The 22,293-nt window shown below is 50.3% G+C and carries 22 protein-coding genes, 1 tRNA gene and 1 pseudogene; 23 read left to right on the top strand and 1 reads right to left on the bottom strand.

Annotation, left to right across the window (positions count from 1 at the left end; genetic code table 11):
- Positions 1-4 precede the first annotated feature (4 nt).
- The 15 genes from larB (at position 5) to BLQ36_RS11780 (ending at position 12,009) form a co-directional block, all read left to right on the top strand.
- Positions 5-763 carry a nickel pincer cofactor biosynthesis protein LarB gene (gene larB / locus BLQ36_RS11850; protein ID WP_074515787.1) on the top strand — a complete coding sequence of 253 codons (759 nt, stop codon included), beginning with the start codon at positions 5-7 and terminating at the stop codon, positions 761-763.
- Positions 764-767: 4 nt separating this feature from the next.
- Positions 768-1,982 carry a nickel pincer cofactor biosynthesis protein LarC gene (gene larC, locus BLQ36_RS11845; RefSeq protein WP_074515786.1) on the top strand — a complete coding sequence of 405 codons (1,215 nt, stop codon included), beginning with the start codon at positions 768-770 and terminating at the stop codon, positions 1,980-1,982.
- An 87-nt stretch (positions 1,983-2,069) separates the two neighbouring features.
- Positions 2,070-2,531, top strand: a complete 462-nt coding sequence (locus tag BLQ36_RS11840; RefSeq protein ID WP_074515785.1) for an RpiB/LacA/LacB family sugar-phosphate isomerase — start codon at positions 2,070-2,072, stop codon at positions 2,529-2,531.
- 84 nt (positions 2,532-2,615) lie between these two features.
- The gene (locus tag BLQ36_RS11835) at positions 2,616-3,119 is read left to right on the top strand and encodes a YceD family protein (RefSeq protein ID WP_074515784.1); all 504 of its coding nucleotides are present in this window, start codon (positions 2,616-2,618) and stop codon (positions 3,117-3,119) included.
- Between the two features lie 42 nt (positions 3,120-3,161).
- Positions 3,162-3,341, top strand: a complete 180-nt coding sequence (gene rpmF, locus BLQ36_RS11830) for a 50S ribosomal protein L32 (protein ID WP_033170368.1) — start codon at positions 3,162-3,164, stop codon at positions 3,339-3,341.
- Between the two features lie 138 nt (positions 3,342-3,479).
- Complete coding sequence (gene fapR, locus BLQ36_RS11825; RefSeq protein ID WP_033170369.1) at positions 3,480-4,040, top strand: transcription factor FapR; 561 nt, start codon at positions 3,480-3,482, stop codon at positions 4,038-4,040.
- A 15-nt stretch (positions 4,041-4,055) separates the two neighbouring features.
- The gene (plsX, locus tag BLQ36_RS11820) at positions 4,056-5,084 is read left to right on the top strand and encodes a phosphate acyltransferase PlsX (protein ID WP_074515783.1); all 1,029 of its coding nucleotides are present in this window, start codon (positions 4,056-4,058) and stop codon (positions 5,082-5,084) included.
- 22 nt (positions 5,085-5,106) lie between these two features.
- On the top strand, positions 5,107-6,054 hold the full coding sequence (fabK, locus tag BLQ36_RS11815; protein WP_074515782.1) for an enoyl-[acyl-carrier-protein] reductase FabK: 948 nt from the start codon (positions 5,107-5,109) through the stop codon (positions 6,052-6,054).
- Positions 6,055-6,070: 16 nt separating this feature from the next.
- Positions 6,071-7,015 (top strand): ACP S-malonyltransferase, encoded by a 945-nt coding sequence (gene fabD, locus BLQ36_RS11810; protein ID WP_074515781.1) that lies wholly within the window; start codon positions 6,071-6,073, stop codon positions 7,013-7,015.
- A 1-nt stretch (position 7,016) separates the two neighbouring features.
- On the top strand, positions 7,017-7,760 hold the full coding sequence (gene fabG / locus BLQ36_RS11805) for a 3-oxoacyl-[acyl-carrier-protein] reductase (RefSeq protein ID WP_074515780.1): 744 nt from the start codon (positions 7,017-7,019) through the stop codon (positions 7,758-7,760).
- Positions 7,761-7,802: 42 nt separating this feature from the next.
- On the top strand, positions 7,803-8,033 hold the full coding sequence (locus BLQ36_RS11800) for an acyl carrier protein (RefSeq protein ID WP_033170374.1): 231 nt from the start codon (positions 7,803-7,805) through the stop codon (positions 8,031-8,033).
- Between the two features lie 84 nt (positions 8,034-8,117).
- Positions 8,118-9,062 carry an NAD(P)H-dependent flavin oxidoreductase gene (locus BLQ36_RS11795; RefSeq protein WP_033170375.1) on the top strand — a complete coding sequence of 315 codons (945 nt, stop codon included), beginning with the start codon at positions 8,118-8,120 and terminating at the stop codon, positions 9,060-9,062.
- 46 nt (positions 9,063-9,108) lie between these two features.
- Positions 9,109-10,353, top strand: coding sequence for a beta-ketoacyl-ACP synthase II (gene fabF, locus BLQ36_RS11790; protein WP_033170376.1), 1,245 nt, complete (start codon positions 9,109-9,111; stop codon positions 10,351-10,353).
- A 12-nt stretch (positions 10,354-10,365) separates the two neighbouring features.
- A complete protein-coding gene (gene rnc, locus BLQ36_RS11785) occupies positions 10,366-11,082 on the top strand; it encodes a ribonuclease III (RefSeq protein WP_074515779.1) in 717 nt (238 codons plus the stop codon).
- 120 nt (positions 11,083-11,202) lie between these two features.
- Positions 11,203-12,009 carry an MBL fold metallo-hydrolase gene (locus BLQ36_RS11780; protein WP_074515778.1) on the top strand — a complete coding sequence of 269 codons (807 nt, stop codon included), beginning with the start codon at positions 11,203-11,205 and terminating at the stop codon, positions 12,007-12,009.
- 46 nt (positions 12,010-12,055) lie between these two features.
- On the opposite strand, the gene BLQ36_RS11775 is transcribed toward BLQ36_RS11780, so the two are convergent.
- On the bottom strand, positions 12,056-12,493 hold the full coding sequence (locus BLQ36_RS11775) for a MarR family winged helix-turn-helix transcriptional regulator (protein ID WP_074515777.1): 438 nt from the start codon (positions 12,491-12,493) through the stop codon (positions 12,056-12,058).
- A gap of 239 nt (positions 12,494-12,732) precedes the next feature.
- On the opposite strand from BLQ36_RS11775, the gene BLQ36_RS11770 reads away from it, so the two are divergent.
- The 8 genes and pseudogenes from BLQ36_RS11770 to bla all read left to right on the top strand — a co-directional run.
- A complete protein-coding gene (locus BLQ36_RS11770) occupies positions 12,733-13,944 on the top strand; it encodes an efflux RND transporter periplasmic adaptor subunit (protein WP_318260985.1) in 1,212 nt (403 codons plus the stop codon).
- A gap of 12 nt (positions 13,945-13,956) precedes the next feature.
- Positions 13,957-17,145, top strand: coding sequence for an efflux RND transporter permease subunit (locus BLQ36_RS11765; protein WP_074515776.1), 3,189 nt, complete (start codon positions 13,957-13,959; stop codon positions 17,143-17,145).
- A 147-nt stretch (positions 17,146-17,292) separates the two neighbouring features.
- Positions 17,293-18,336: a recombinase RecA gene (gene recA / locus BLQ36_RS11760; protein WP_074515775.1), complete on the top strand. Its 1,044-nt coding sequence runs from the start codon at positions 17,293-17,295 to the stop codon at positions 18,334-18,336.
- Positions 18,337-18,426: 90 nt separating this feature from the next.
- A complete protein-coding gene (locus BLQ36_RS11755) occupies positions 18,427-18,861 on the top strand; it encodes a regulatory protein RecX (protein WP_081342355.1) in 435 nt (144 codons plus the stop codon).
- Between the two features lie 136 nt (positions 18,862-18,997).
- Positions 18,998-20,530, top strand: coding sequence for a glutamine-hydrolyzing GMP synthase (guaA, locus tag BLQ36_RS11750; protein ID WP_412583181.1), 1,533 nt, complete (start codon positions 18,998-19,000; stop codon positions 20,528-20,530).
- Positions 20,531-20,674: 144 nt separating this feature from the next.
- On the top strand, positions 20,675-21,439 hold the full coding sequence (locus tag BLQ36_RS11745; protein WP_074515772.1) for a zinc ribbon domain-containing protein: 765 nt from the start codon (positions 20,675-20,677) through the stop codon (positions 21,437-21,439).
- Positions 21,440-21,515: 76 nt separating this feature from the next.
- Positions 21,516-21,592: transfer RNA gene (locus BLQ36_RS11740), tRNA-Pro, on the top strand.
- A 149-nt stretch (positions 21,593-21,741) separates the two neighbouring features.
- A pseudogene (gene bla, locus BLQ36_RS11735) lies at positions 21,742-22,293 on the top strand (class A beta-lactamase); the annotation flags it as partial.

Genomic DNA, 22,293 nt, shown 5'->3' with positions numbered 1-22,293 from the left:
CCAAATGACAAAGGTAGAAATAACCCGTTTGTTGCAGGAATATAAAATGGGAATGATTACAGAAGCAGATGCTGTGGATAAAATAGCAGAAGTACCCTTTGAAGAGATGCGCTTTGCTGAGGTAGACCATCATCGCGAGCTGCGGCAGGGAATGCCTGAAGTCATTTATGCGGCTGGAAAGACTCCTGAGCAGGTGCGGGATATTTTTTATTCCCTCTACACCCATAGTGAGGGGAATTTAATGGCGACCAGAGCGGAACGGGAGCATTATGATAAGGTACAGGAGAAGGTGCCGGAGGCGGTATACGATGAAACTGCCCGCATGATTTACCTGGATCGGGATAGGAAAGTTAAGCGGGATGAATCCCATAAGATTTTGATTCTGACAGCAGGTACCAGCGATATTCCCGTGGCGGAGGAAGCACGGCTGACGGCGTACCTCTTTGGCAACTGTGTGACAACTTGTTACGACTGCGGCGTAGCAGGGATTCATCGGCTCTTTGCCCATTTGCCGGCTATCAAGGAAGCAAATGTCCTGGTAGTCATTGCGGGGATGGAAGGCGCCCTGGCCAGCGTGGTGGGGGGGCTCACAGATAAGCCGGTGATTGCTGTGCCCACTAGTGTGGGCTATGGTGCTTCCTTCCACGGTGTGGCGGCGCTTTTGTCCATGCTCAACAGTTGTGCGATGGGAGTATCGGTGGTTAATATTGATAATGGTTTCGGTGCAGGGGCACTGGCCAGCAAGATAAATAAATTGAGGTGAAACAATGCGCGCAATATATCTGGATTGCTTTGCTGGAATCAGCGGCAATATGTTTTTGGGAGCAATGCTTCAGGCAGGTGTGCCGACCGCTTTATTGGAAAAGGAATTGGCGAAATTGCCCATTAAGGATGAATTCGTTTTGACCGTTTCCGATGTGGTCCGAAATGGCATTCATGCGGCCTATGTGGAGGTAAAGGAAACCAAAGCCGACCACCATGAGCATCATCATGGACAGCACCATCATCATGAACATCGCACCATGAAGGACATCCGGGAAATGCTGGAAAAATCCGCCCTGGCAATGCCGATAAAGCAGCAGGCTTTGGCTATTTTTATGGAAATCGCCAAAGCGGAGGGCAAAGTTCATGGTAAGTCAGCAGATGAGGTAGCCTTTCACGAAGTGGGGGCTGTGGATTCGTTGGTGGATATCGTCGGCGCAGCCATTTGCCTGGATTATTTGGGCATTGAGCGCGTATTTGTTTCGCCACTGACCTTAGGCAGTGGTTTTGTTTCCTGTGCCCATGGTCTTATGCCTGTCCCCGCGCCGGCGGTGGCAGAGCTTCTGCTGGGCTGGCAGACCCAGCCGGGAACGGAACAGAAGGAACTGGTGACGCCTACTGGGGCAGGTATCGTTAAAGCGTTAGGCGTGTATAGCGAGGGCGTGCCCAAGGGATTTGAAGCCGAATGTGTTGGCTATGGGGCCGGAAGCCATGAGCTTACAATTCCCAATGTCCTGCGGCTTTACGTTGGTGAGTACCATGGGACGGAGAGCGGGAACCTGGCCATTCTTGAGGCCAATATCGATGATATGAATCCCCAGGTTTATGGGTATCTCTTTGAAAAATTATTGGCGGCTGGTGCCTTGGATGTTTGGATAACGCCAATATTAATGAAGAAAAACCGGCCGGCACAGAAATTGTCTGTGTTGGTGGATGAAGCCGGGAAGGCCGACTGCATCAATATCATCTTCACCGAATCCACCAGCATCGGCCTGCGTGTCATGCCAGTGGCAAGGCGGCTGGAGGCCTCCCGCCATATTGCCAAGGTGGAGACAAAATACGGTTTGGTCAACTGCAAGGTAAGTGCCTGGAACGGAAAACTTTGCAGTCTTTCCCCAGAATACGAAGACTGCCGCCGGCTGGCCGAAGAAAAAGCGGTGCCCTTAAAGGCGGTTCAGCAGGAAGCTGTGCGGGTATTTAAAGAGCGGCTGGGAGAATGATGCGGCATTGCCCACAGTCGTGTTGACAAATAAGAAACCTCTCGTTACAATCAAAGTATTATTTCTGATGGTAACGGGAGGTTTTTTATGAAAATTGCAATGGCAAACGACCATGCTGGTACGAATTTAAAGAAGGAAATCAAAGCGTATTTGGAGAATGAAGGGCATGAGGTAAAGGATTTTGGCACCTATGATGAGGAATCCTGTGATTTGTCCGATTTTGTCTATCCGGCAGCCATGGCAGTAGCTAAGGGCGAATGTGACCGCGGTATTTTCGTTGATGGTGTCGGCTATGGCAGTGCGATGATTGCCAACAAGTTAAACGGCATTTATGCTGTAGTCTGTCAGGACCCCTTCTGCGCGCAGCTGGCTCGTCAGCATAACGACAGCAATGTTTTGTGCCTGGGGGGCAAAATCATTGGTGGTGCTATTGCCATGGAAACGGTGAAAACCTGGATGCATACGGATCCCCTCACGGCTGAGAAATATGTTCGCCGCGTTCAAAAGGTTAAAGAAATCAATGACAAGCACTGTGTTCCGGTAAAATAAGACCTGTTGTCTAAGGGGCCAGTCAAGGAGAATTTCTTGACAAACGATAGGCCGGTCGCTATAATGGATTGAGGTTGATGCTGAATGATGAATGTTAATATTGCTGAATTAAATACCGATTTAGGCAGGGAGCTTCCCTTTTCCTTTACGACGACTGCTGAAGAACTAGATGCCATAAGCGAAGATTACGCGTTTGAAGGGCCGATTGAGGTCACGGGAACGGTGGTCTATACGGGCACTTGTTGGCGGGTGTCGGGAAAAATTGAAGTGGTAAAGACCTTTGTCTGTGGTCGGTGCCTGACGGATTGTCGGGAAAATCAGTCCTATGATTTTTCGGAGGATTACAGTCGGGAAGCAGCGGAAACAGAAGACTTAGTCAATGTGTTTGAGGGAGATATGCTGGATATCCAGGATATGGTCCGGGATACCCTGCTTGCGGCCCAGCCGCTCAGTAATATCTGCAAGCCCGACTGTAAGGGGCTTTGTCCAGTGTGTGGTCATAATTTGAATGAAGGCGATTGCGGTTGCGATCGTTTGGTTATCGATCCGCGCATGGCAGCATTACAGCAATTATTGAAAAAAGACTAAGTTCCCCATAGGAACACAAAGACTTAAGGAGGTGTATCCGACATGGCAGTACCAAAGCGTAAAACTTCCAAAGCTCGCCGCGACCAGCGTCGTGCTAACTGGAAATTGGAGGCTCCGGGTTTCGTTTCTTGCCCGCAGTGCCACGAGCCGAAGATGCCTCATCATGTATGCCCGGAATGCGGCTATTATGATGGCAAAGAGGTTGTCAAGGCAGCAGAATAATTAGAAGCTGTATAAGCAGGACGGATTGTCCTGCTTATTTTATTTCCCAGGTACTTGCATTTTTAGGACATACCATTTATAATAGACCATTATATGAGATTGTAGTAGTAGGTACTAAAAATGCAAGGGGGTGTTTGGATGGCACGGGTCAAAAAAAAGGAGCGTCAACGGCTGCTCTTGGAACAGGTTAAGACGAAACCTTTTTTGACAGATGAAGAGCTGGCAAAATATCTGGAAGTCAGTGTTCAGACGATTCGGCTGGACCGCCTGGAACTCGGTATACCGGAATTGCGGGGACGCATACGGAATATGGCGGAAAAGGCCCAGAATAAAGTGAAATCCATTCAAAGCGGTGAGGTCGTTGGTGAGCTTATCGATTTGGAACTCGGTCATTCAGGTATTTCCTTGCTGCGGGTAACCGATGATATGGTGTTTGCCAAGACGCAGATTGCCAAGGGGCATTATATGTTTTCGCAGGCGAATTCCTTGGCGTTAGCTGTGATTGATGCACCGATGGCCGTTACCGGTGTGGCTAACGTAAAATACAAGGTACCAGTTCATGTCGGGGAGAAATTGATTGCCAAGGCGGAAATCGTAAAAGTTCGCGGCAACAAGTATTTTGTATGGGTAAAGACCCATAATGAAACCCAGGAAGTTTTCCGCGCGAAATTTATCATGGTTTCGTGGGGAGAGAAGTAAGGGGGATAAGGACTCTTGAAAATTGCAGTTGACGCCATGGGCGGCGATTTTGCGCCGGAGCAGATTGTGTTCGGTGCAGTTCGTGCGGCGAAAAAATATCATTGCGATATTGTACTGGTTGGTGATGAACCTAAAATTCGGGCGGTGCTCAAACATGAAAATGGTTGGGAAAAACTCGGAATCACGATTCATCATACGACGGAAGTTATTGAGATGGATGAGCATCCTGCCGAGGCCGTTCGCAGCAAAAAGGATTCCTCGTTGGTAGTGGCAACTCGTCTGGTAAAGGATGGCGAATGTGATGCCGTGTTATCGGCGGGCAGTACTGGTGCAGCCGTTACGGCTGCCCAGCTGATTCTCAAGCGAATCCGAGGCATTGGCCGTCCTACCATTGCGACGCCGATTCCGACGCCGAAGGGGGCAACGCTGCTGCTGGACTCTGGAGCAAATGTTGATTCCAAGCCAATCCATTTGGTACAGAGCGGAATGATGGGCGCAATTTATGCGGAATACGTATTCGGAACGAAAAATCCGAAGGTGGGACTGCTCAACATCGGAGAAGAAGAGACGAAGGGAAATGAACAGGCGAAAGAGACGTATGCTCTGTTAAAGGAGATGCATACGATCAATTTTGGCGGCAATGCAGAAGGCCGTGATATCCCCAAGGGAAACTTTGATGTTGTAATTTGTGATGGATTTGTTGGCAATGTTGTGCTAAAATTTGCAGAGGGACTGGCAAAGACCATCATGAAGCTGATAAAAGAAGCCATCAAAGATGGTGGCATTTTGGCAAAGCTGGGAGCGCTCATGCTGATGCCAACGTTAAAGAAGCTGGGGAAACGCCTTGATGCGTCAGAATATGGTGGTGCACCACTTTTGGGAGTAAATGGAGTCTGCATCATTAGCCATGGCTCGTCAAATGCTAAGTCAATCTGCAGTGCAATCGGAGTCGCGAACGATTATGTGAACGGCAACGTCCTGGAACATATTCGGGATGCACTGACTCAAGAAGAGGTACTGGCAGACGAGGGTGAGAAAAAATAACGCCTGAGGAGGACTAATTTTAATGTTTGAAAACAATGCAATCTGTAAACTACTGAACATAAAGTACCCGATTTTCCAGGGCGGTATGGCCTGGATCGGTACGGCAGAATTGGCTTCGGCTGTATCTAATGCCGGTGGCCTTGGCATCATTGGTGCTGGTCACATGCCGCCGGATATTCTGCGTGCAGAGATTCAGAAATGCAAAGGTTGGACGGATAAGCCGTTCGGTGTCAATATCATGCTTATGAGCCCGTATGTAAAAGAGGTCATGCAGGTCGTTATTGATGAGAGAGTTCCGGTGGTTACGACTGGTGCTGGCAACCCTGGCGAATATGTTCCGGCATTGAAGGAAATCGGCACGAAGGTTATTCCGGTTGTCGCTTCGGTAGCACTGGCAAAACGACTGGTTCGCAGTGGCGCTGATGCCGTTATCGCTGAGGGCACGGAGTCCGGTGGTCATATCGGTGAGATCACGACCATGGCTCTTCTGCCGCAGGTCGTTGATGCTGTTGATGTTCCAGTTATCGGTGCTGGCGGTATTGCCGATTCCCGCGGTGTAGCAGCAGCCTTTGCACTGGGTGCGCAGGCTGTTCAGATGGGTTCCCGCTTCGTCATGAGCGAGGAGTGCATTGCCCATCCGGATTATAAGAAAATGGTTAAGCAGGCTAAGGACCGTTCTACGGTGGTTACGGGCCGTACCCTTGGTCATCCGGCGCGTGTACTGGCTAACAAGCTTACGCGCAAGTATGAGGAACTCGAGGCAGCTGGTGCTTCCAATGAAGAATTGGAGAAGCTGGGAGTAGGTTCTCTGCATCGTGCAACCCACGAAGGCGATGTTCAGAATGGTTCCGTCATGATTGGCGAAATTTCGGGCATGCTTAACGACATCAAACCGGTAAAACAGATTATTGAAGAAATCGTAGCTGGTCTGCCAAATGTTATCGACACGATTCAGCAGGATTGCAAATAATTGGAGGTAATTGACGGTGAGTAAACTTGCATTTGTATTCCCTGGTCAGGGAGCTCAGACGGTTGGCATGGGCAAAGATTTCTGCCAGCAGTACGACGTAGCAAAGAAGTTGTTTCAGCAGGCTGACGAGGCCCTTGGCTACTCCATCAAGGAGATGTGCTTTGAAGGACCGGCAGAAGATTTGCAGCTGACGGCAAATACGCAGCCGGCAATCCTCACGATGAGCGTTATCGCTAATGAGATTCTCAAAGAGCATGGCATTCAGCCGGAAGTGACGGGCGGTCACAGCCTCGGCGAATATTCGGCACTGGTTGCTGCTGGTGTCCTGGATTTCCAGGATGCTGTTCTTCTCGTACACAAACGCGGCCAGTTCATGCAGGAAGCTGTACCGGTTGGCCAGGGCGGCATGGCAGCTATCATCGGTCTTGCCGATGAAGTCATCGTCGATGCTTGTGAGAAGGCAACCAAGGCTGCTGGCGAAGTCCAGGCAGTAAACTTCAACTGCCCGGGCCAGACGGTTATTGCTGGCACGACGGCAGGCGTTGAGGCGGCTGTTGAGACCCTTAAGGAAGCTGGCGCCAAGAAGGCAGTAATTCTGCCGGTATCGGCTCCGTTCCATTCCACGCTGATGAAGCCGGCTGCTGAGAAACTGGCTGTTGAGCTGGATAAGGTTACGATTCGCGATGCCAAGATTCCAGTGGTTTCCAACTTTACGGGCGAACTGGAGACTAAAGCTGAGGAAATTAAAGCAAACCTTGTGGCCCAGGCAGATCATCCAGTAAAATGGATTGCCTGCGTCAACACGATGAAAGAGTTTGGCGCTGAGACCTTCGTTGAGGCAGGCCCGGGCAAAACCCTCTGTGGCTTCAACCGCCGTATCGACAAGGCTCTCAAGAGCATGAACGTAGAAAATCTCGAAAGTTTGCAAAAAACGCTTGACTATTTCAAGGAGGTTCGCTAATATGCTTTTAGACGGAAAGGTCGCACTGGTTACCGGTGCTTCCCGCGGTATTGGCCGTGCCATTGCAGTTCGTCTGGCAAGTGAAGGCGCTAAGGTCGCCATCAATTATGCCGGCAATACGGCTAAGGCGGAAGAGGTCAAAGCGGAAATCGAAAAGAACGGCGGCGAGGCTATCCTCGTTCAGGCTGACATTTCGAGCCCTGAGGCTGTCGATGCTATGATTGAAAAGGTCACGGAGGCCTTTGGCCAGATTGATATTCTGGTAAACAACGCCGGCATCACTCGCGATGGCCTTCTCATGCGCATGAAGGACGAAGATTTCGACGCAGTCATCAACACGAACCTCAAGGGCGTGTTCTACTGCACGAAAGCTGTCTCCAAGCTCATGATGAAGAAGCGCAGCGGCCGTATTGTCAACATGGCATCGGTTGTGGGTCTCATGGGAAATGCTGGTCAGGCAAATTATGCCGCAGCCAAAGCAGGCGTTATCGGCTTCTCCAAGTCGGCTGCTAAGGAGCTGGCTGCTCGCGGCATCAACGTCAACGTTGTTGCACCGGGATTCATTGCTACGGATATGACGGCAGCAATGACGGATAAAGCCAAAGAGGCCACGCTGGCAGGCATCCCGCTTAAGCGTATGGGGCAGCCGGAAGACGTCGCCAATGCGGTGCTCTTCTTGGTATCGGATTATGCATCCTATATCACGGGTCAGATCGTCAATGTAGACGGCGGCATGGTTATGTGATATAACTATATAGGAACTTTCATTTTAAGGAGGTGAAACTTCATGTCGACTTTTGAAAAAGTTAGAGATATCGTTGTTGAGCAGTTAGGTGTTGAGGCTGACGAGGTTGCACTCGAGTCTACCTTCATCGATGATTTAGGTGCTGACTCCCTGGATATCGTTGAGCTGATCATGGCTTTCGAGGAGGAATTCAATATTGAGATTCCGGACGAGGCTGCTGAGAAGATCAAGAGCGTTCAGGACGTAGTTTCCTACATAGACCAGAACAAATAAGTTTGAGCGTCTTACCTGTTTGAAAATCCCGTGAAGCTTGTTTCACGGGATTTTCTCAAGGTAGGATTGATTGGAGGAGTAACATTGAAACTTCCAGAGCTGAAAATTGGCAATAAAATCGCAAAAGTTCCTATCCAGCAGGGTGGTATGGCGATTCGCTTGTCAACGGCCCGTCTGGCGGCAGCTGTAGCGAACGAGGGCGGTATCGGCCTCATTGCCGCATCTGGTATGAGCCACGACGAACTGCGTTATGAAATCCGGCTCGCACGTTCGCTTACGTCTGGTATCATCGGCATCAATATCATGGTAGCAGCAGCAGATTTCGCTGGCGTGGTAAATACGGCGATTGAGGAAGGCATTGACCTGGTAGTAGCTGGTGCTGGTTTTTCCCGTGATATGTTTGCTCTCGGTAAGGAATCTGGAACGCCGATTGTTCCGATTGTTTCTTCCGTTAAATTAGCTAAAATTTCAGAGCGTCTTGGTGCAGCTGCCATTGTCCTGGAGGGCAAGGAAGCTGGTGGACATCTCGGTACGGATACGTCAGTACGTGACCTTATTGCAGATGTCAGCGCAGCGGTAAATATTCCAGTTATTGCGGCTGGTGGTGTACTGCATGGCCAGGACATCGTTGATTTGATAAAATTGGGCGCTGCAGGCGTCCAGATGGGATCCCGTTTTGCGGCTTGCGAAGAGTCTAATGCGGCTCCTGCACTCAAGGAATACTATCTGAAATCAAAACCAGAGGATATCGTGGTAATCCACAGTCCTGTTGGCCTTCCAGGACGTGCTGTCCGCACGCCGTTCTCGGCAAAAGTCATGGAAGGACCTGTCCCGCCGACGAAATGCGATGCCTGCCTTAAGGCATGCAAGCACAATTTCTGCATTATTCGTGCGCTTACGCGGGCACAGCAGGGCGATGTGGAGACCGGTCTGGTATTTACCGGCGAATACATGCCGAAGATTGATAAAATCATGACGGTTCACGAAATCTTTGAGCAGCTCAAGGCTGAAGCTGAGGCTGCCAACTGAGCAGACGTTTTCTAAACGACTAAATAATTGAGAGGAGCTATTCGTTTTGAGTAATCGTGTAGTAATCACTGGTCTGGGCGCAATCACCCCGATTGGTATGGGTAAAGAGGAATTCTGGAATGGTCTGATGGAAGGCCGTAATGGTATCGATAAGATTACCCGCTTTGATGCGTCGGAGTATGGTGCACAGATCGCTGGTGAAGTTAAGGATTTCGATCCAGCTGCTTACATTGATAAAAAAGAGGCTAAACGCATGGATCGTTACACGCAGTTCGCTGTTGCTGCTGCTGGCATGGCCATTGACGATGCAAAACTCGACCTCGAGAAAGAGGATTTGGATCGTATTGGCACTTTCGTTGGCGCTGGTATCGGCGGTATCGAGACGATGCATTCCCAGTATGAGAAACTGTTTGCCAAAGGCCCAGGCCGCATCAGCCCGTTCTTCATCCCGATGATGATTGCCAACATGGCTGCTGGCCAGGTTTCCATCACGTATAAACTGCATGGACCGTCCAGCTGTATCGTTACGGCTTGCGCTACGGGGTCCAACTGCATCGGCGATGCTTTCCGTGTCATCCAGCGCGGTGATGCTGATGTCATGATCGCTGGCGGTACGGAAGCTGCTATCTCGGAAGCTGCTGTCGCTGGTTTTGCTGCCATGAAGGCTCTTTGCATGGATCACAACGACGATCCGGCTCATGCATCCCGTCCGTTTGACAAGAACCGCAGCGGTTTCGTCATGGGCGAAGGCGCAGGCCTCGTAGTCCTCGAGAGCCTTGAGCATGCAAAAGCTCGTGGCGCTCATATCTATGCTGAGGTTGTAGGCTATGGCGCTAACTCCGATGCATACCACATCACGAGCCCGGCTCCGGGTGGTGAGTACCAGGCAAAATGCATGCAGGCCGCTCTTGATGATGCTGGCATGAAGGCTTCGGAAGTTGACTATGTCAATGCCCATGGTACTTCCACGCACATGAATGATGAAGGCGAGACGATGGCCATCAAGTCCGTATGGGGCGAGGCAGCCAAAGACGTTTCGGTTTCTTCCATCAAATCCATGACGGGTCATCTGCTGGGTGCTGCTGGCGGTGTTGAGTGCATTGCTACGGCACTGGCTATCGAGAATGACATGCTGCCGCCGACCATGAACTACGAGACCCAGGATGAGGGGCTTGATCTCGACTACGTTCCGAACAAGGCAAAAGCTAAGACGGTTCGTGCGGCTATGTCCAACAACTTCGGTTTTGGCGGTCACAACGCCTGCCTGCTGCTGAAAAAATACGCAGAGTAATGGAGGCTGACGATGGAAAACATTCTGTCGGAAGAGCGCAAACAATCGCTTTGTGAGCTGGCAAAGACCCTGGGAGTGGAGTTTCACAATTTGAATCTCCTCCAGCAGGCGCTGGTTCATACATCCTACGCGAATGAATCCAAAGGGAACATCGTCCATAATGAACGTCTCGAATTTTTAGGAGATGCTGTGCTGGAGCTTGCCTCCAGCACTTATCTTTATCAGCACTTTCCGCAGATGCCGGAAGGGCAGTTGACCAAGACCAGAGCCAGTATCGTTTGCTCAGCAACGCTGGCTAAGCTGGCGGCGGGGCTTCATCTTGGCGATTACCTGCTTTTAGGTCATGGCGAAGAAATGGGCGGCGGTCGTACGCGTCAGACAAATCTTGAGGATGCATTTGAATCCGTTATTGGGGCAATATATCTTGACCAGGGTTGGGAAGCGGCTCAGGCTTATGTATTGCGTCAGTTAAAATCGGAATTTGAACTGGTCAAACACGGGGCAATCCTAAAGGACTACAAGACTATCCTTCAGGAGGAAGTCTATCAACATGAGGGACAGAGTGTTGTTTATGAGCTGGTAGCAGAAGAAGGCCCCGATCATGATAAGAGCTTTACCTTTCAGGTCCGTATCACCGGTCGGGTAATGGGGCAGGGAACAGGCCGCAGCAAAAAAGAAGCGGAACAGCACGCAGCTCGTGAAGCACTGGAAAAACTCAAGGGAAAATAACAAGAAGGCGCAGGCAAATGCTTGCGCCTTTTTGTATCGGTAAAAGTTCCCGTAAAGGTTTTGCCTATGGCAAAACCGAGACAGCCGCGTTATAATGAAGAAAATGGAAGGGGGAGTTTTATGCGAAAGTTGACAATCCTTGGCACTGGGTTTGCCATGGCAACCAAATGCTTCAATACCTGTTTCTTCTTAGAGTTGGAAGATGGCAGCCTGTTTTTAACCGATGCCGGTGGCGGCAACGGTATTCTTCGCCAGCTCGAAGTTACGGGCTTTGACTATCAAAAGTGCCATCACATGTTTGTAACCCATGGGCATACGGACCACGTTCTCGGAGTTATCTGGATTATACGCAAAGTAGCCGACTTGATGAATAAAGGTAAATATGAAGGTTTCTTTCATATTTACGGTCACGATGTGGTCAAGGACATGTTGCTTACCATGACAAAGATGACCTTAAAGAAAAAAGATTTTGCCCGGGTCGGTACGGATATCCTGATTCACGACTTGCAGGATGGACAGAGCGTTGAATTGCCGACCTGTAAGCTCACGGCTTTTGATATCCTGTCGACGAAGGCAAAGCAGTTTGGTTACTGTCTGAATTTCGCCGATGGGATGAAGTTCACCTGCCTTGGCGATGAACCCTATAATGAACACGACCGGGAATACGCTGAGAGGGCCGATTGGCTGCTGGCTGAGGCCTTTTGCCAGTATAAGGATCGCGACGTTTTCAAGCCCTATGAGAAGAATCACAGCACCGTAAAGGAAGCTAGTGAATTGGCTCAGCAGCTGGGAGTTAAAAATTTGGTGCTCTATCATACAGAGGACAAACACCTATCTACCCGCAAACAGGAGTATTCTGCTGAGGCCAGAACGTATTATCAGGGCAATGTTTACGTTCCCGATGATTTGGATGTAATTACCTTATAATAAATAAGAGATGCAGCAAGAGTGAGTTATTCTTGCTGCATCTCTTTTAGTTAGCGAACATTTTTTCAATCAACAGATTGAAGTTTGCAATGGCATCGCCGAGCTTGGCCTTTTCCGCGGCACTAAGGTGCTGGATACGGTCGTTGAATCGTTTGCGAACGATTTCATTTTGGTCATCGATAATTTGTTTTCCCGCCGGGGTTAAGGTGATGACGAAGCGGCGGCGGTCGTTGATATCTGCTTGTTTTTGGACAAGGCCGTTTTTTACAAGCTTATCGATAACGGTGGTCATTTGCTGTTTGGAAATCTTGAGGATGTGGCTGATTTCGGTAATCGAAACAGCCTCTTCTGTCAATACGACCATTAGGACACCAAATTGATTTAAGGGAATCGGTACTTTGGTCTGTCGATAGAAGTTGTTATGTATGAGCATCAACGTTTCAATGAATTTTTGTGAGACATTCGGCGTCGATATCGTTTCCATAATCGAAAAATTACCCCTTTTAATTAAATAATCATTAAATCTTGGATAATGGAGGCTTAGGAGATGTCATATCCTTGACTTTTTCTTAGATATAATATACTATATATTTCATCGATAGTAAACATTTATTTACTATTTCATTGAAGCCATGCTTCTGTAGAGATGGGAATGGAATGTTTCGTAGGCAGTGGAGGAGAAACTGTCTCTTTTGTTGTCTATGGTAAAAGGAGGTTAATACTTTGTTTTTCGCGAAAAACAAGAAAACGAAGGCATTGATGATTGGTATTTCGCTGGCCATTTCTTCAAGCTTTATCGTGGCGGGCTGCGGGCAAAATCAACAGCAACAGCAGCAGGGAGCCCAGGTAAAGGCCATGCAAGTCATTCAGCAGGATACGCCGCTGACCAGTGAATTTGCCGGTCAAATCGTGGGAAAAGACGAGGTAAAGGTCCAATCGAAAGTATCGGGCAATGTCGTCGATAAGTATGTGACTGGTGGTCAGCATGTAGAGGCAGGACAGCCCCTCTATAAGATTGATTCCCGTCAGTATGAATCGGCTGTCTTGCAGGCTCAGGCAAATCTGTCCCAGTCCCAGGCAACGCTTAGCGATGCCGTAACGGATTTGGGCCGCTATCAGCAACTGCTTTCGGCTCAGGCAATTTCTGAGCAGACGGTTGCCAACCAGCAGGCTAATGTCAACGCCTACAGTGCTGCGGCAGCTGCCAATGACGCTCTTTTGCGCAAGGCGCAGCAGGATCTGGCCGACACGGTTATTTATGCGCCTATGAGCGGCCAGCTGTCGGTGGACGATGTCGCCGTAGGAACTTTTGCGGCTGCGGGCAGTACAAATCTCGTCACGATTGGTTCTTCCAATCCGGTATTTGCGCAGTTCAGCATTTCTGAGAGCGACTATCTGAAATTCTCAAATTATGCTTCCCAGAATGGCAACGGTATATCGCCGACGGTTTCCATCACTCTTTCCGATGGCACCCAGTATCCCGTTGAAGGCAAGATTGTCCAGACGGACCGTGCCCTGTCTTCGAATACTGGCACGCTGACAGTCAAGGCGCTGTTTGACAACCCAGACGGTTTGCTTCTGCCGGGGATGTTTGCCCGCATCCGCTTGACGGGAGAAGTAGTGCCTAATGCTATTCTTGTTCCGCAGCGGGCTGTACAGCAACTGCTAGGCAAATCCTTTGTCATGGTGGTTGGTGAAGACGGCAAGTCGGAAGCTCGTACGGTAACGTTAGGCGATAAAGTCGGCAGCTATTACATCATCAAAGATGGTTTGACGGCCGCCGATGTGGTTGTCGTTGAGGGCCTGTCGAACCTGCAGGAGGGCATCAGCCTTGCGGTTACCATGGTCACGGCAGATGATATGGGCTTCTCCTTGACTACGGATAATAGCAAATTTGATGCGAATGAGATTGCAGCTTCTGATTCGAACAAGTAAGGGGGCGGCATTTTGTCAAAATTCTTTATACACCGCCCGATATTTGCTATCGTCATCTCTATAATCATTGTCATTGTCGGTGTACTGGCAGCATTCCAGCTGCCAATTGCCCAATACCCGCAGATTTCGCCGCCGACGGTATCGGTAAGTACCTCGTATACGGGCGCGAATGCGTCGGTTGTCAATGAGACGGTAGCACAGGTTGTCGAGCAACAGATTAACGGTACGCAGGGCATGGATTATATGTCCTCCAACTCGGATGATACGGGCCGCTACAGCTTGAAAGTCGTATTTGAGACGGGGACCGATGGCGATATGGATGCCGTCAAGGTCCAGAACAATGCGGCAACGGCAACTGCCAGCCTGCCGACGGATGTACAGACGGTGGGCCTTACGACGCGTAAGTCTTCCAATGATATGGCCTACATGCTTTCGCTGTATTCGCCAGATGGTACCTATGACCGTGCCTTTATGAAGAATTACGCCGATATCTATCTGTTAGATGAGCTCAAGCGTGTTCCAGGCGTTGGTGATGTCCAGATCTTCGGTTCGGACTATGCCATGCGGGTATGGCTCAATCCGGATAAGCTTGCCGAGCTTAACCTCACAGTAGCTGATGTCACGGCCGCTATCAAGGAACAGAATGTCCAGGCTCCGGCCGGTACAGTTGGTGCTATGCCAGTCAATAATGGCCAGGAGAAACAGTATACTGGCAAGATTGCCGGCCGCCTGGTAACGCCGGAGGAGTTCGGCAACGTCATCCTGCGGTCGGACAATGGTAAATTTGTCCGGTTGAAGGATGTTGCCCGGGTGGAAACGGGAGAAAAATCCAGCTCGATCGTTTCGAAATTCAACGGATATCCTTCGGTAGGTTTTGGTATTAACCTGACCAGTGATGCCAATGCTATGGAGACGGTAGCTGGCGTTCGCAAAGTATTGGAGAAGGCGGAACCGAATCTGCCGCCGAACCTCAAGATGTCGCAGATTTTCGACTCGACGAATTACATCAAGGCATCGATTAAAGAGGTTTTGGAGACGTTCCTCGAGGCTTTGGCACTGGTCGTTCTCGTTATCTTCTTGTTCTTGCAGAATTGGCGGGCGACAGTCATCCCGCTGTTGGCAGTTCCGGTATCCCTCATTGGTACCTTGGCTGCTTTTATCGTATTGGATTTCTCTATCAATACGTTGACACTGTTTGCTATGGTGTTGGCTATCGGCCTGGTTGTCGATGATGCTATTGTCGTTATCGAGAACGTTGAGAAGCATATGGAAGAGGGCTTGGAGCCGGTTGATGCAACGGAGCGGGCCATGGACGAAGTCCAGGGGCCGGTTGTGGCCATCGCCTTTGTATTGGCCGCCGTCTTTGTGCCGGTAGCCTTCCTCGGCGGTATGACCGGTGTATTATATAAACAGTTTGCTTTGACCATTGCCGTTTCGATGGCATTGTCGGCCTTTGTTGCTTTGACGTTGACGCCGGCACTTTGTGCGATGATTCTCAAACGTCATGAAGAAAAAGACGATGAGGGCGTACTGGGGCGGTTCTTTGTAAAGTTCAACAATTGGTTTGAACGCACGAAACGCGGCTATATGGGCATTGTGGCCAAGTTTATCCGCCGCACGCGGCTGGCCATTTTATTCATGGTTATCGTCTGCATTGTTGCTGGTGCCGTGTACAAGATTATGCCATCGACCTTCGTTCCCAGCGAAGATCAGGGCTATCTCTTTACGGTGGTTCAGCTGCCAGAGGGCACCTCTATGAACCAGACCCAGAAGTCCATTGATAAGGTCGCCAAGGCGGCCATGGAAAATGTCACGGGTGTTGAGAATGTCATGGCCATCACGGGCTTTGATATCTTGTCCGGTGGTGCTAAGCCGAGTGCTGGCTTGGTTGTCTTGGGCATGAAGGACTGGAGCCAGCGTACGGCTCCGGGAACTTCGGTCGATGCTGCGGTTGGCAAGATGTTTGGCTTGGGAGCAAAAGTTGCTCCGGAGGCAACGGTTATCGCCATGAACCCGCCGGCTCTGCCGGGCCTCGGTTCGGTCGGCGGCTGGTCGCTGGAGCTTCAGGATATGTCTGGTCATACGGATAAAGAGCTGTCGGATATCACCAACAAGATCGTAGCCGCAGCCAACCAGCGCCCCGAACTTCAGGGCGTTCGTACGACCTTCAAGATGACGGCGCCGAGCTATGAATTTGAAATTGACCGCGAACGCGTTAAACAGCTTGGGGTACAGCTTTCGGATGTATTTACAGCGATGCAGGTCAACTTCGGCGGCACCCAGGTTAATGATTTCAACCAGTTTGGCCGCTCCTATAAGGTAATGCTTCAGGCGGATACCCAGTACCGCAGCGAAGCTGATGCGGCTAAATTCATCTTCGTTAAGAGCAGCAGTGGTACGATGGTTCCGTTGGATACATTGCTTAAGCCGAAACTTAGCTCGGGTCCGACGGCGATTTCCCGTTTCAACGGTGCTCGTTCGGTTACTATTCAGGGTAACGCCGGCCAAGGATATTCTTCTGGTCAGGCTATGGCAGCTATTCAGGAAATCGTTAAGCAGAATACGGATAATGGATTCAATATCGAGTGGTCCGGCCAGAGCCGTGAGGAGTCTAAGGCCTCGAGCTCGACACTTCAGGTCTTAGCGCTGGCACTGGTATTTGTATTCCTCTGCCTGGCAGCACTTTATGAGAGCTGGAGCGTACCGTTTGCTGTACTGCTTACGGTGCCGACTGGTATCATGGGGGCTTTGGTTTCCGAGTATGGTCTTTCCATGCTGGAGGCTATGTTTGGCCATATGAATGCTGGTCTTCAGAACAGCGTTTACATGCAGATTGGTATCATCATGATTATCGGTCTGGCTGCGAAGAACGCTATCCTGATTGTCGAGTTTGCAAAGGTTCGTGTTGACCGTGGTATGGAGCCGGTAAAAGCCGCAATTGAAGCTGCTGGCCTGCGCCTGCGTCCAATCCTTATGACGTCCTTTGCCTTCATCATCGGCTGTTTGCCGTTGGCAATTGCCACCGGTGCCGGTGCGGCTGCCCGTAATGGTATGGGCGTTGCTGTTGTGGGTGGTATGCTCTTTGCAACGGCTTTGGGAATTTTCCTGATCCCGGTATTCTTTGTTGCGATGGAATGGGTAGCAGCGAAGCTTGGCATGTTCAAACAACAGAAAAAGAAAACGACGGCCGATTACATGTAATCCTGTCGAGGTGTTTTTGCTTCCCCTCTCTTTGGAGAGGGGAAGTTTTTTAGGTATATGTTCGAAAATATTTCTTGCAAAAAGAACGGTTGTTTTATATAATAGCTAAAGAGATAAAACGTGAACGTGAAAGGAGCGGGTATACGGATGGCAACGGATAAAAAAGAAGCATTGGCCAATGCGCTGAAACAGATTGAGAAGGATTTCGGCAAGGGTTCCATCATGCGCCTTGGTGATGCGAAGGCAAATATGAATGTGGAGGTTATTTCCACAGGAATTTTGCCGCTGGATGTTGCGTTAGGGGTTGGTGGTGTGCCCCGTGGCCGTATCATTGAGGTGTACGGACCAGAGTCCTCTGGTAAGACAACGGTTACGCTGCACATGATTGCTGAGGCCCAGAAGGCTGGCGGTATTGCAGCCTTTATCGACGCAGAGCATGCCTTGGATCCAGTCTATGCGCAAAAGCTGGGGGTCAATATCGACGATTTGCTGATTTCCCAGCCGGATACTGGTGAACAGGCCTTGGACATTGTGGATGCTCTGGTACGCAGTGGTGCCATTGACATTATCGTTGTGGACTCGGTAGCGGCACTGGTGCCGAAGGCAGAGATTGAAGGCGAGATGGGCGACAGCCATGTAGGTCTTCATGCCCGCCTCATGAGTCAGGCCATGCGCAAATTGACTGGTATTATCAGCAAAAGCCAGACAGTGGCTATTTTCATCAACCAGATTCGCGAGAAGGTTGGCGTCATGTTTGGCAACCCCGAGACAACCACGGGTGGCCGTGCACTGAAATTCTATTCTTCGGTTCGTCTGGATGTTCGCAAAATTGATAAGATTACCCAAGGCCAGGATGTAGTGGGAAGCCGTACGCGCATCAAAGTCGTGAAGAATAAAGTTGCGCCGCCCTTCAAGATGGCTGAATTTGATATCATGTATGGTGAAGGCGTCTCCAAAATGTCCAGCATCATTGACATGGGCGTTGAGATGGATATTGTCGATAAGAGTGGTGCTTGGTTCTCCTACGAGGGCACGCGCCTTGGTCAGGGCAAAGAAAATGCGAAACAGGCGTTGCGGGATCAGCCGGAGCTCTGTGCTGAGATTGAAGCGAAGATTCGCGCTAAGCTGTTAGCGTCCCAGGAGGTTCTTGAGGCGGAGGAACAGACGGAAGCACCGGAAACTGAGGCGTAAAGAATCGTGTGGCGTTATAGACGGCGTGGCAATGATGAAGAGGCTTCCGTGGGAAATAAGTCTCTTCGCAAGCCGAAGAAGACGGCCTTAATGGCAGCGGTGGACTTGTTGGCCCGTCAGGAGCAGAGTGAAAATAAGCTGCGGGAAAAATTGGCGCGAAAGGGCTACCAAGAAGAAGAGATTGGGCAGGCAATCAATCGCTTGGAGGAAATGCACTACCTTAACGATGAGGATGCCTGTGCCCGGCAGTTTGTCTTCCTTTATGAGGAAAGCCGCAGCTCGGTGCGGCAGATTTGTGTCAAGCTGATGCAGCGGGGCTTTGAATCCTCCCTGGTGAAATCCTGTATTCCTGCCGATACTTTTGAGCGCGAGAAAGCGGCAGCCATGCGGGTGCTAGCACTAAAGTTCAAGCCGTCGGCGGACCGGCAGAAGATGATGGCGAATCTCTACCGCAAGGGATTTGACTCGTCGGCAATCCGGGCGGCAGTGGATGAATTCTGCCAGAATGAAGATATTACCGATTGATAGAAAGAAAAGCCTTGGGCCTAGGGAAAAGGTCCAAGGCTTTTAAAATACAAGCGCTTATGATATAATCGTAAAAAAGCTTTATACGTCAATGTACTTAGAGGAGGAACAAATTTTGAGCAAGCCTGCCAATGAAATGATTCTGGTTTTGGATTTTGGTGGCCAGTACAACCAGCTGATTGCACGCCGCGTCCGTGAGAACCATGTCTATTGTGAGGTTCATCCGCATACGCTGAGCCTGGACAAGATTCGTGATATGGCACCGAAGGGCATCATCCTGACCGGTGGCCCGAACAGTGTCTACAAAGAAGACTCGGCCAGCTGCAGCCCGAAACTCTTCGAACTCGGCATCCCGGTCATGGGCATTTGCTATGGTTCCCAGCTCATGTCGCATCTGCTGGGCGGCAAGGTCGCCACGGCACCGACGAGCGAGTATGGCAAAACGGAAGTCACGATTGCGGAGCAGGGCTCGAAGCTTTTCCAGGGCGTCGATGAGAAGACGATCTGCTGGATGAGCCATACCGACTACATTGCAGAGGCACCGGCAGACTTTGTGGTAACGGCTTCGACGCCGGTATGTCCGGTGGCAGCTATGGAAAATGCAGCCAAGAAGCTCTATGCGACCCAGTTCCACCCGGAAGTCATGCACACGGTTCAGGGCAAGACGATGCTCAAGAATTTCGTTTACGAAGTCTGTGGCTGTGCAGGCGAATGGAAGATGGATTCCTTCGTCAAGAGAACCGTCGAAGAGCTCAAGGCGAAAATCGGCAGCGGCCGTGCTCTTTGCGCCTTGTCCGGCGGCGTTGACTCCTCGGTGGCTGCAGTCCTGCTCTCTAAGGCCATCGGCAAGCAGCTGACCTGCGTATTCGTCGATCATGGCCTGCTGCGCAAGGATGAAGGCGATCAGGTTGAGGCGGTATTCGGACCGAATGGTTCTTATGATGTCAATTTCATCCGTGTCAATGCCAAGGATCGTTTCTATGCGAAACTGGCTGGTGTCACGGAGCCAGAGCAGAAGCGCAAGATCATCGGCGAGGAGTTCATCCGCGTATTCGAGGAAGAGGCCAAGAAGATTGGCGCTGTCGATTATCTCGTACAGGGCACGATTTATCCTGATGTCATCGAAAGCGGCCTGGGGAAATCGGCGGTCATCAAATCCCATCACAACGTGGGCGGCCTGCCGGACTTCGTCGATTTCAAGGAAATCGTCGAGCCGCTGCGCCTGCTGTTTAAAGATGAGGTTCGGGCGGCTGGCCGCGAGCTCGGCATTCCCGAGTATCTCGTCAATCGCCAGCCCTTCCCAGGTCCGGGACTTGGCATCCGCATCATCGGCGAGGTGACGGAAGAGAAGGTCAAGATCGTCCAGGAGGCTGATGCCATCTATCGCGAAGAGGTGGCTAAGGCTGGTGCTGACAAGAACCTTGGTCAGTATTTTGCCGCCCTTACGAACATGCGCAGCGTCGGTGTCATGGGCGACGGCCGTACCTATGACTATGCGATTGCCCTGCGGGCTGTCATGACCAGCGACTTCATGACCGCAGAGAGTGCGCAGCTTCCGTGGGAAGTCCTGCAGAAGACCACGACCCGTATCGTCAATGAGGTAAAAGGTGTCAATCGCGTCATGTACGACTGCACGGGCAAACCGCCAGCAACGATTGAGTTTGAATAATCCATAAAGAAAAGAAAGCAGGAATCCAGCAGGAGGGATTCCTGCTGTTTTTGTTTTCAGGAACTGGCTCCTGGGGCTATGGCAACCAGCAGTTGCGTGAAATCTGCGGCCGCCTGTTTTATAATGAAAGTGGAGGGATGAAACATGAAAACGCATGAGGTGATTTTAGCACTGCGGAATAAGGCTGGCCTTTCGCAAGAAGAGTTGGCGCAGAAGATTTTCGTGACCAGGCAGGCAGTATCCCGGTGGGAGCAGGGCGAAACAGTTCCCAATACCGAAACATTGAAGCGGTTATCCCAGGTGTTTGATGTTTCAATCAATACCCTGCTGGGATCGCCCCGTAAGCTGATCTGCCAATGTTGCGGGATGCCGCTGGAGGATCCGCTGATTGGCAGGAACAAAGATGGGTCACTCAATGAAGACTATTGCAAATGGTGTTATGCGGATGGAATCTTCACTTATAGCAATAAGGAAGAGCTATTGGCGGTCTGTGTCGGGGAACTTAGGAAACAAGGCTTTTCGGAGCAGCAGGCCAGAGAGTATATGGAAGAGAAACTGCCGACACTCGCTTACTGGCGGCGGCATGAGGAGTTTTGCGATGGCGGCGGGCTTGCCGCATTCAAAGACTGCTTGGTAGAAGAGTTGAATGGGCTTTCCATCGAGGGAATGCCAAAAGTGGAGGCAGTGCATCCGCTAGTGGGGAGCTATGTGAACCTGGCCTATGGCTTGCCCAGCGGCGAACGGGTAAAATTCCTGGATGATGATAAAACCTACTGGGGAAATCAACTGCCAGGTGCGGCTGGCAGCAGCCGGTGCTTTGGGGTACTGGCAGACAAGGAGTTCCTGCTGGTCTGCACTTATGAAGAAGGAGGGAAGAATCCCGAACTGCTGGTATATAAAAAAAGATAGATCTTATAATAACATTGATACAATGTGCGGATAAGTCTTTACAAATAAAAGGAAATGCCGTATAATAGATTTTGTTCGGGACGTAGCGCAGTTTGGTAGCGCGCTTCCTTGGGGTGGAAGAGGTCGTGGGTTCAAATCCCGTCGTTCCGACCATTTCTTTAATAATAAGGCTTGAGAGTTGTTCATGTAGTAAATGAATGACTCTCGTTTTTTATGTCTTGAAATAATATTTCCAACAGGCAAGGCTAAGGGGGGCATGGCGCTAAGGCCTTCTTTGGGGGATCCTTAGTGTTTAGCTCATTTCCTACTGCTCGACGCACAAAGTTTTTACGGCTGCAGAATTGCTAAGACAAAAAAATACCTCCGATTTGAATGAAATTCGTAAGTTTTCGGCGGAAGATATCTTGTCCTACGCGCCAATCACCAAAGACCATGTTGCTGATGGCATGACGCTGGCGGAAATTTGTTCGGCATCGCTCAGGTGGAGTGACAACACGGCGGCAAATTTAATTTTGCAGGAGATCGGCGGCGTGGAAAATTTCAAGGTGGCACTAAAAAATATTGGCGACAAAACTACCAAACCTGCGCGAAATGAACCTGAACTTAATCTTTTCGATCCAAAAGATAATCGTGATACTAGCACGCCGAGACAGATGGTAAAAAATTTGCAAGTCTATATATTCGGCGATATTTTGAGCGACGACAAGCAAAAAACTGCTGATTGATTGGATGAGCGACAATTCTATAACCGACACGCTTATCAAGGCAGAAACTCCGCAAGGTTGGAAAGTTATCGACAAGAGCGGTTCAGGCGATTATGGGGCGCGGAATGATATTGCCGTGATTTATCCGCC

It is taken from the genome of Selenomonas sp. WCT3, from assembly GCA_900100835.1.
Taxonomy (GTDB): domain Bacteria; phylum Bacillota; class Negativicutes; order Selenomonadales; family Selenomonadaceae; genus Selenomonas_A; species Selenomonas_A ruminantium_E.
The sequence above is the reverse complement of the archived record's forward strand: the minus strand, read 5'-3'. Positions and strand labels throughout refer to the sequence as shown.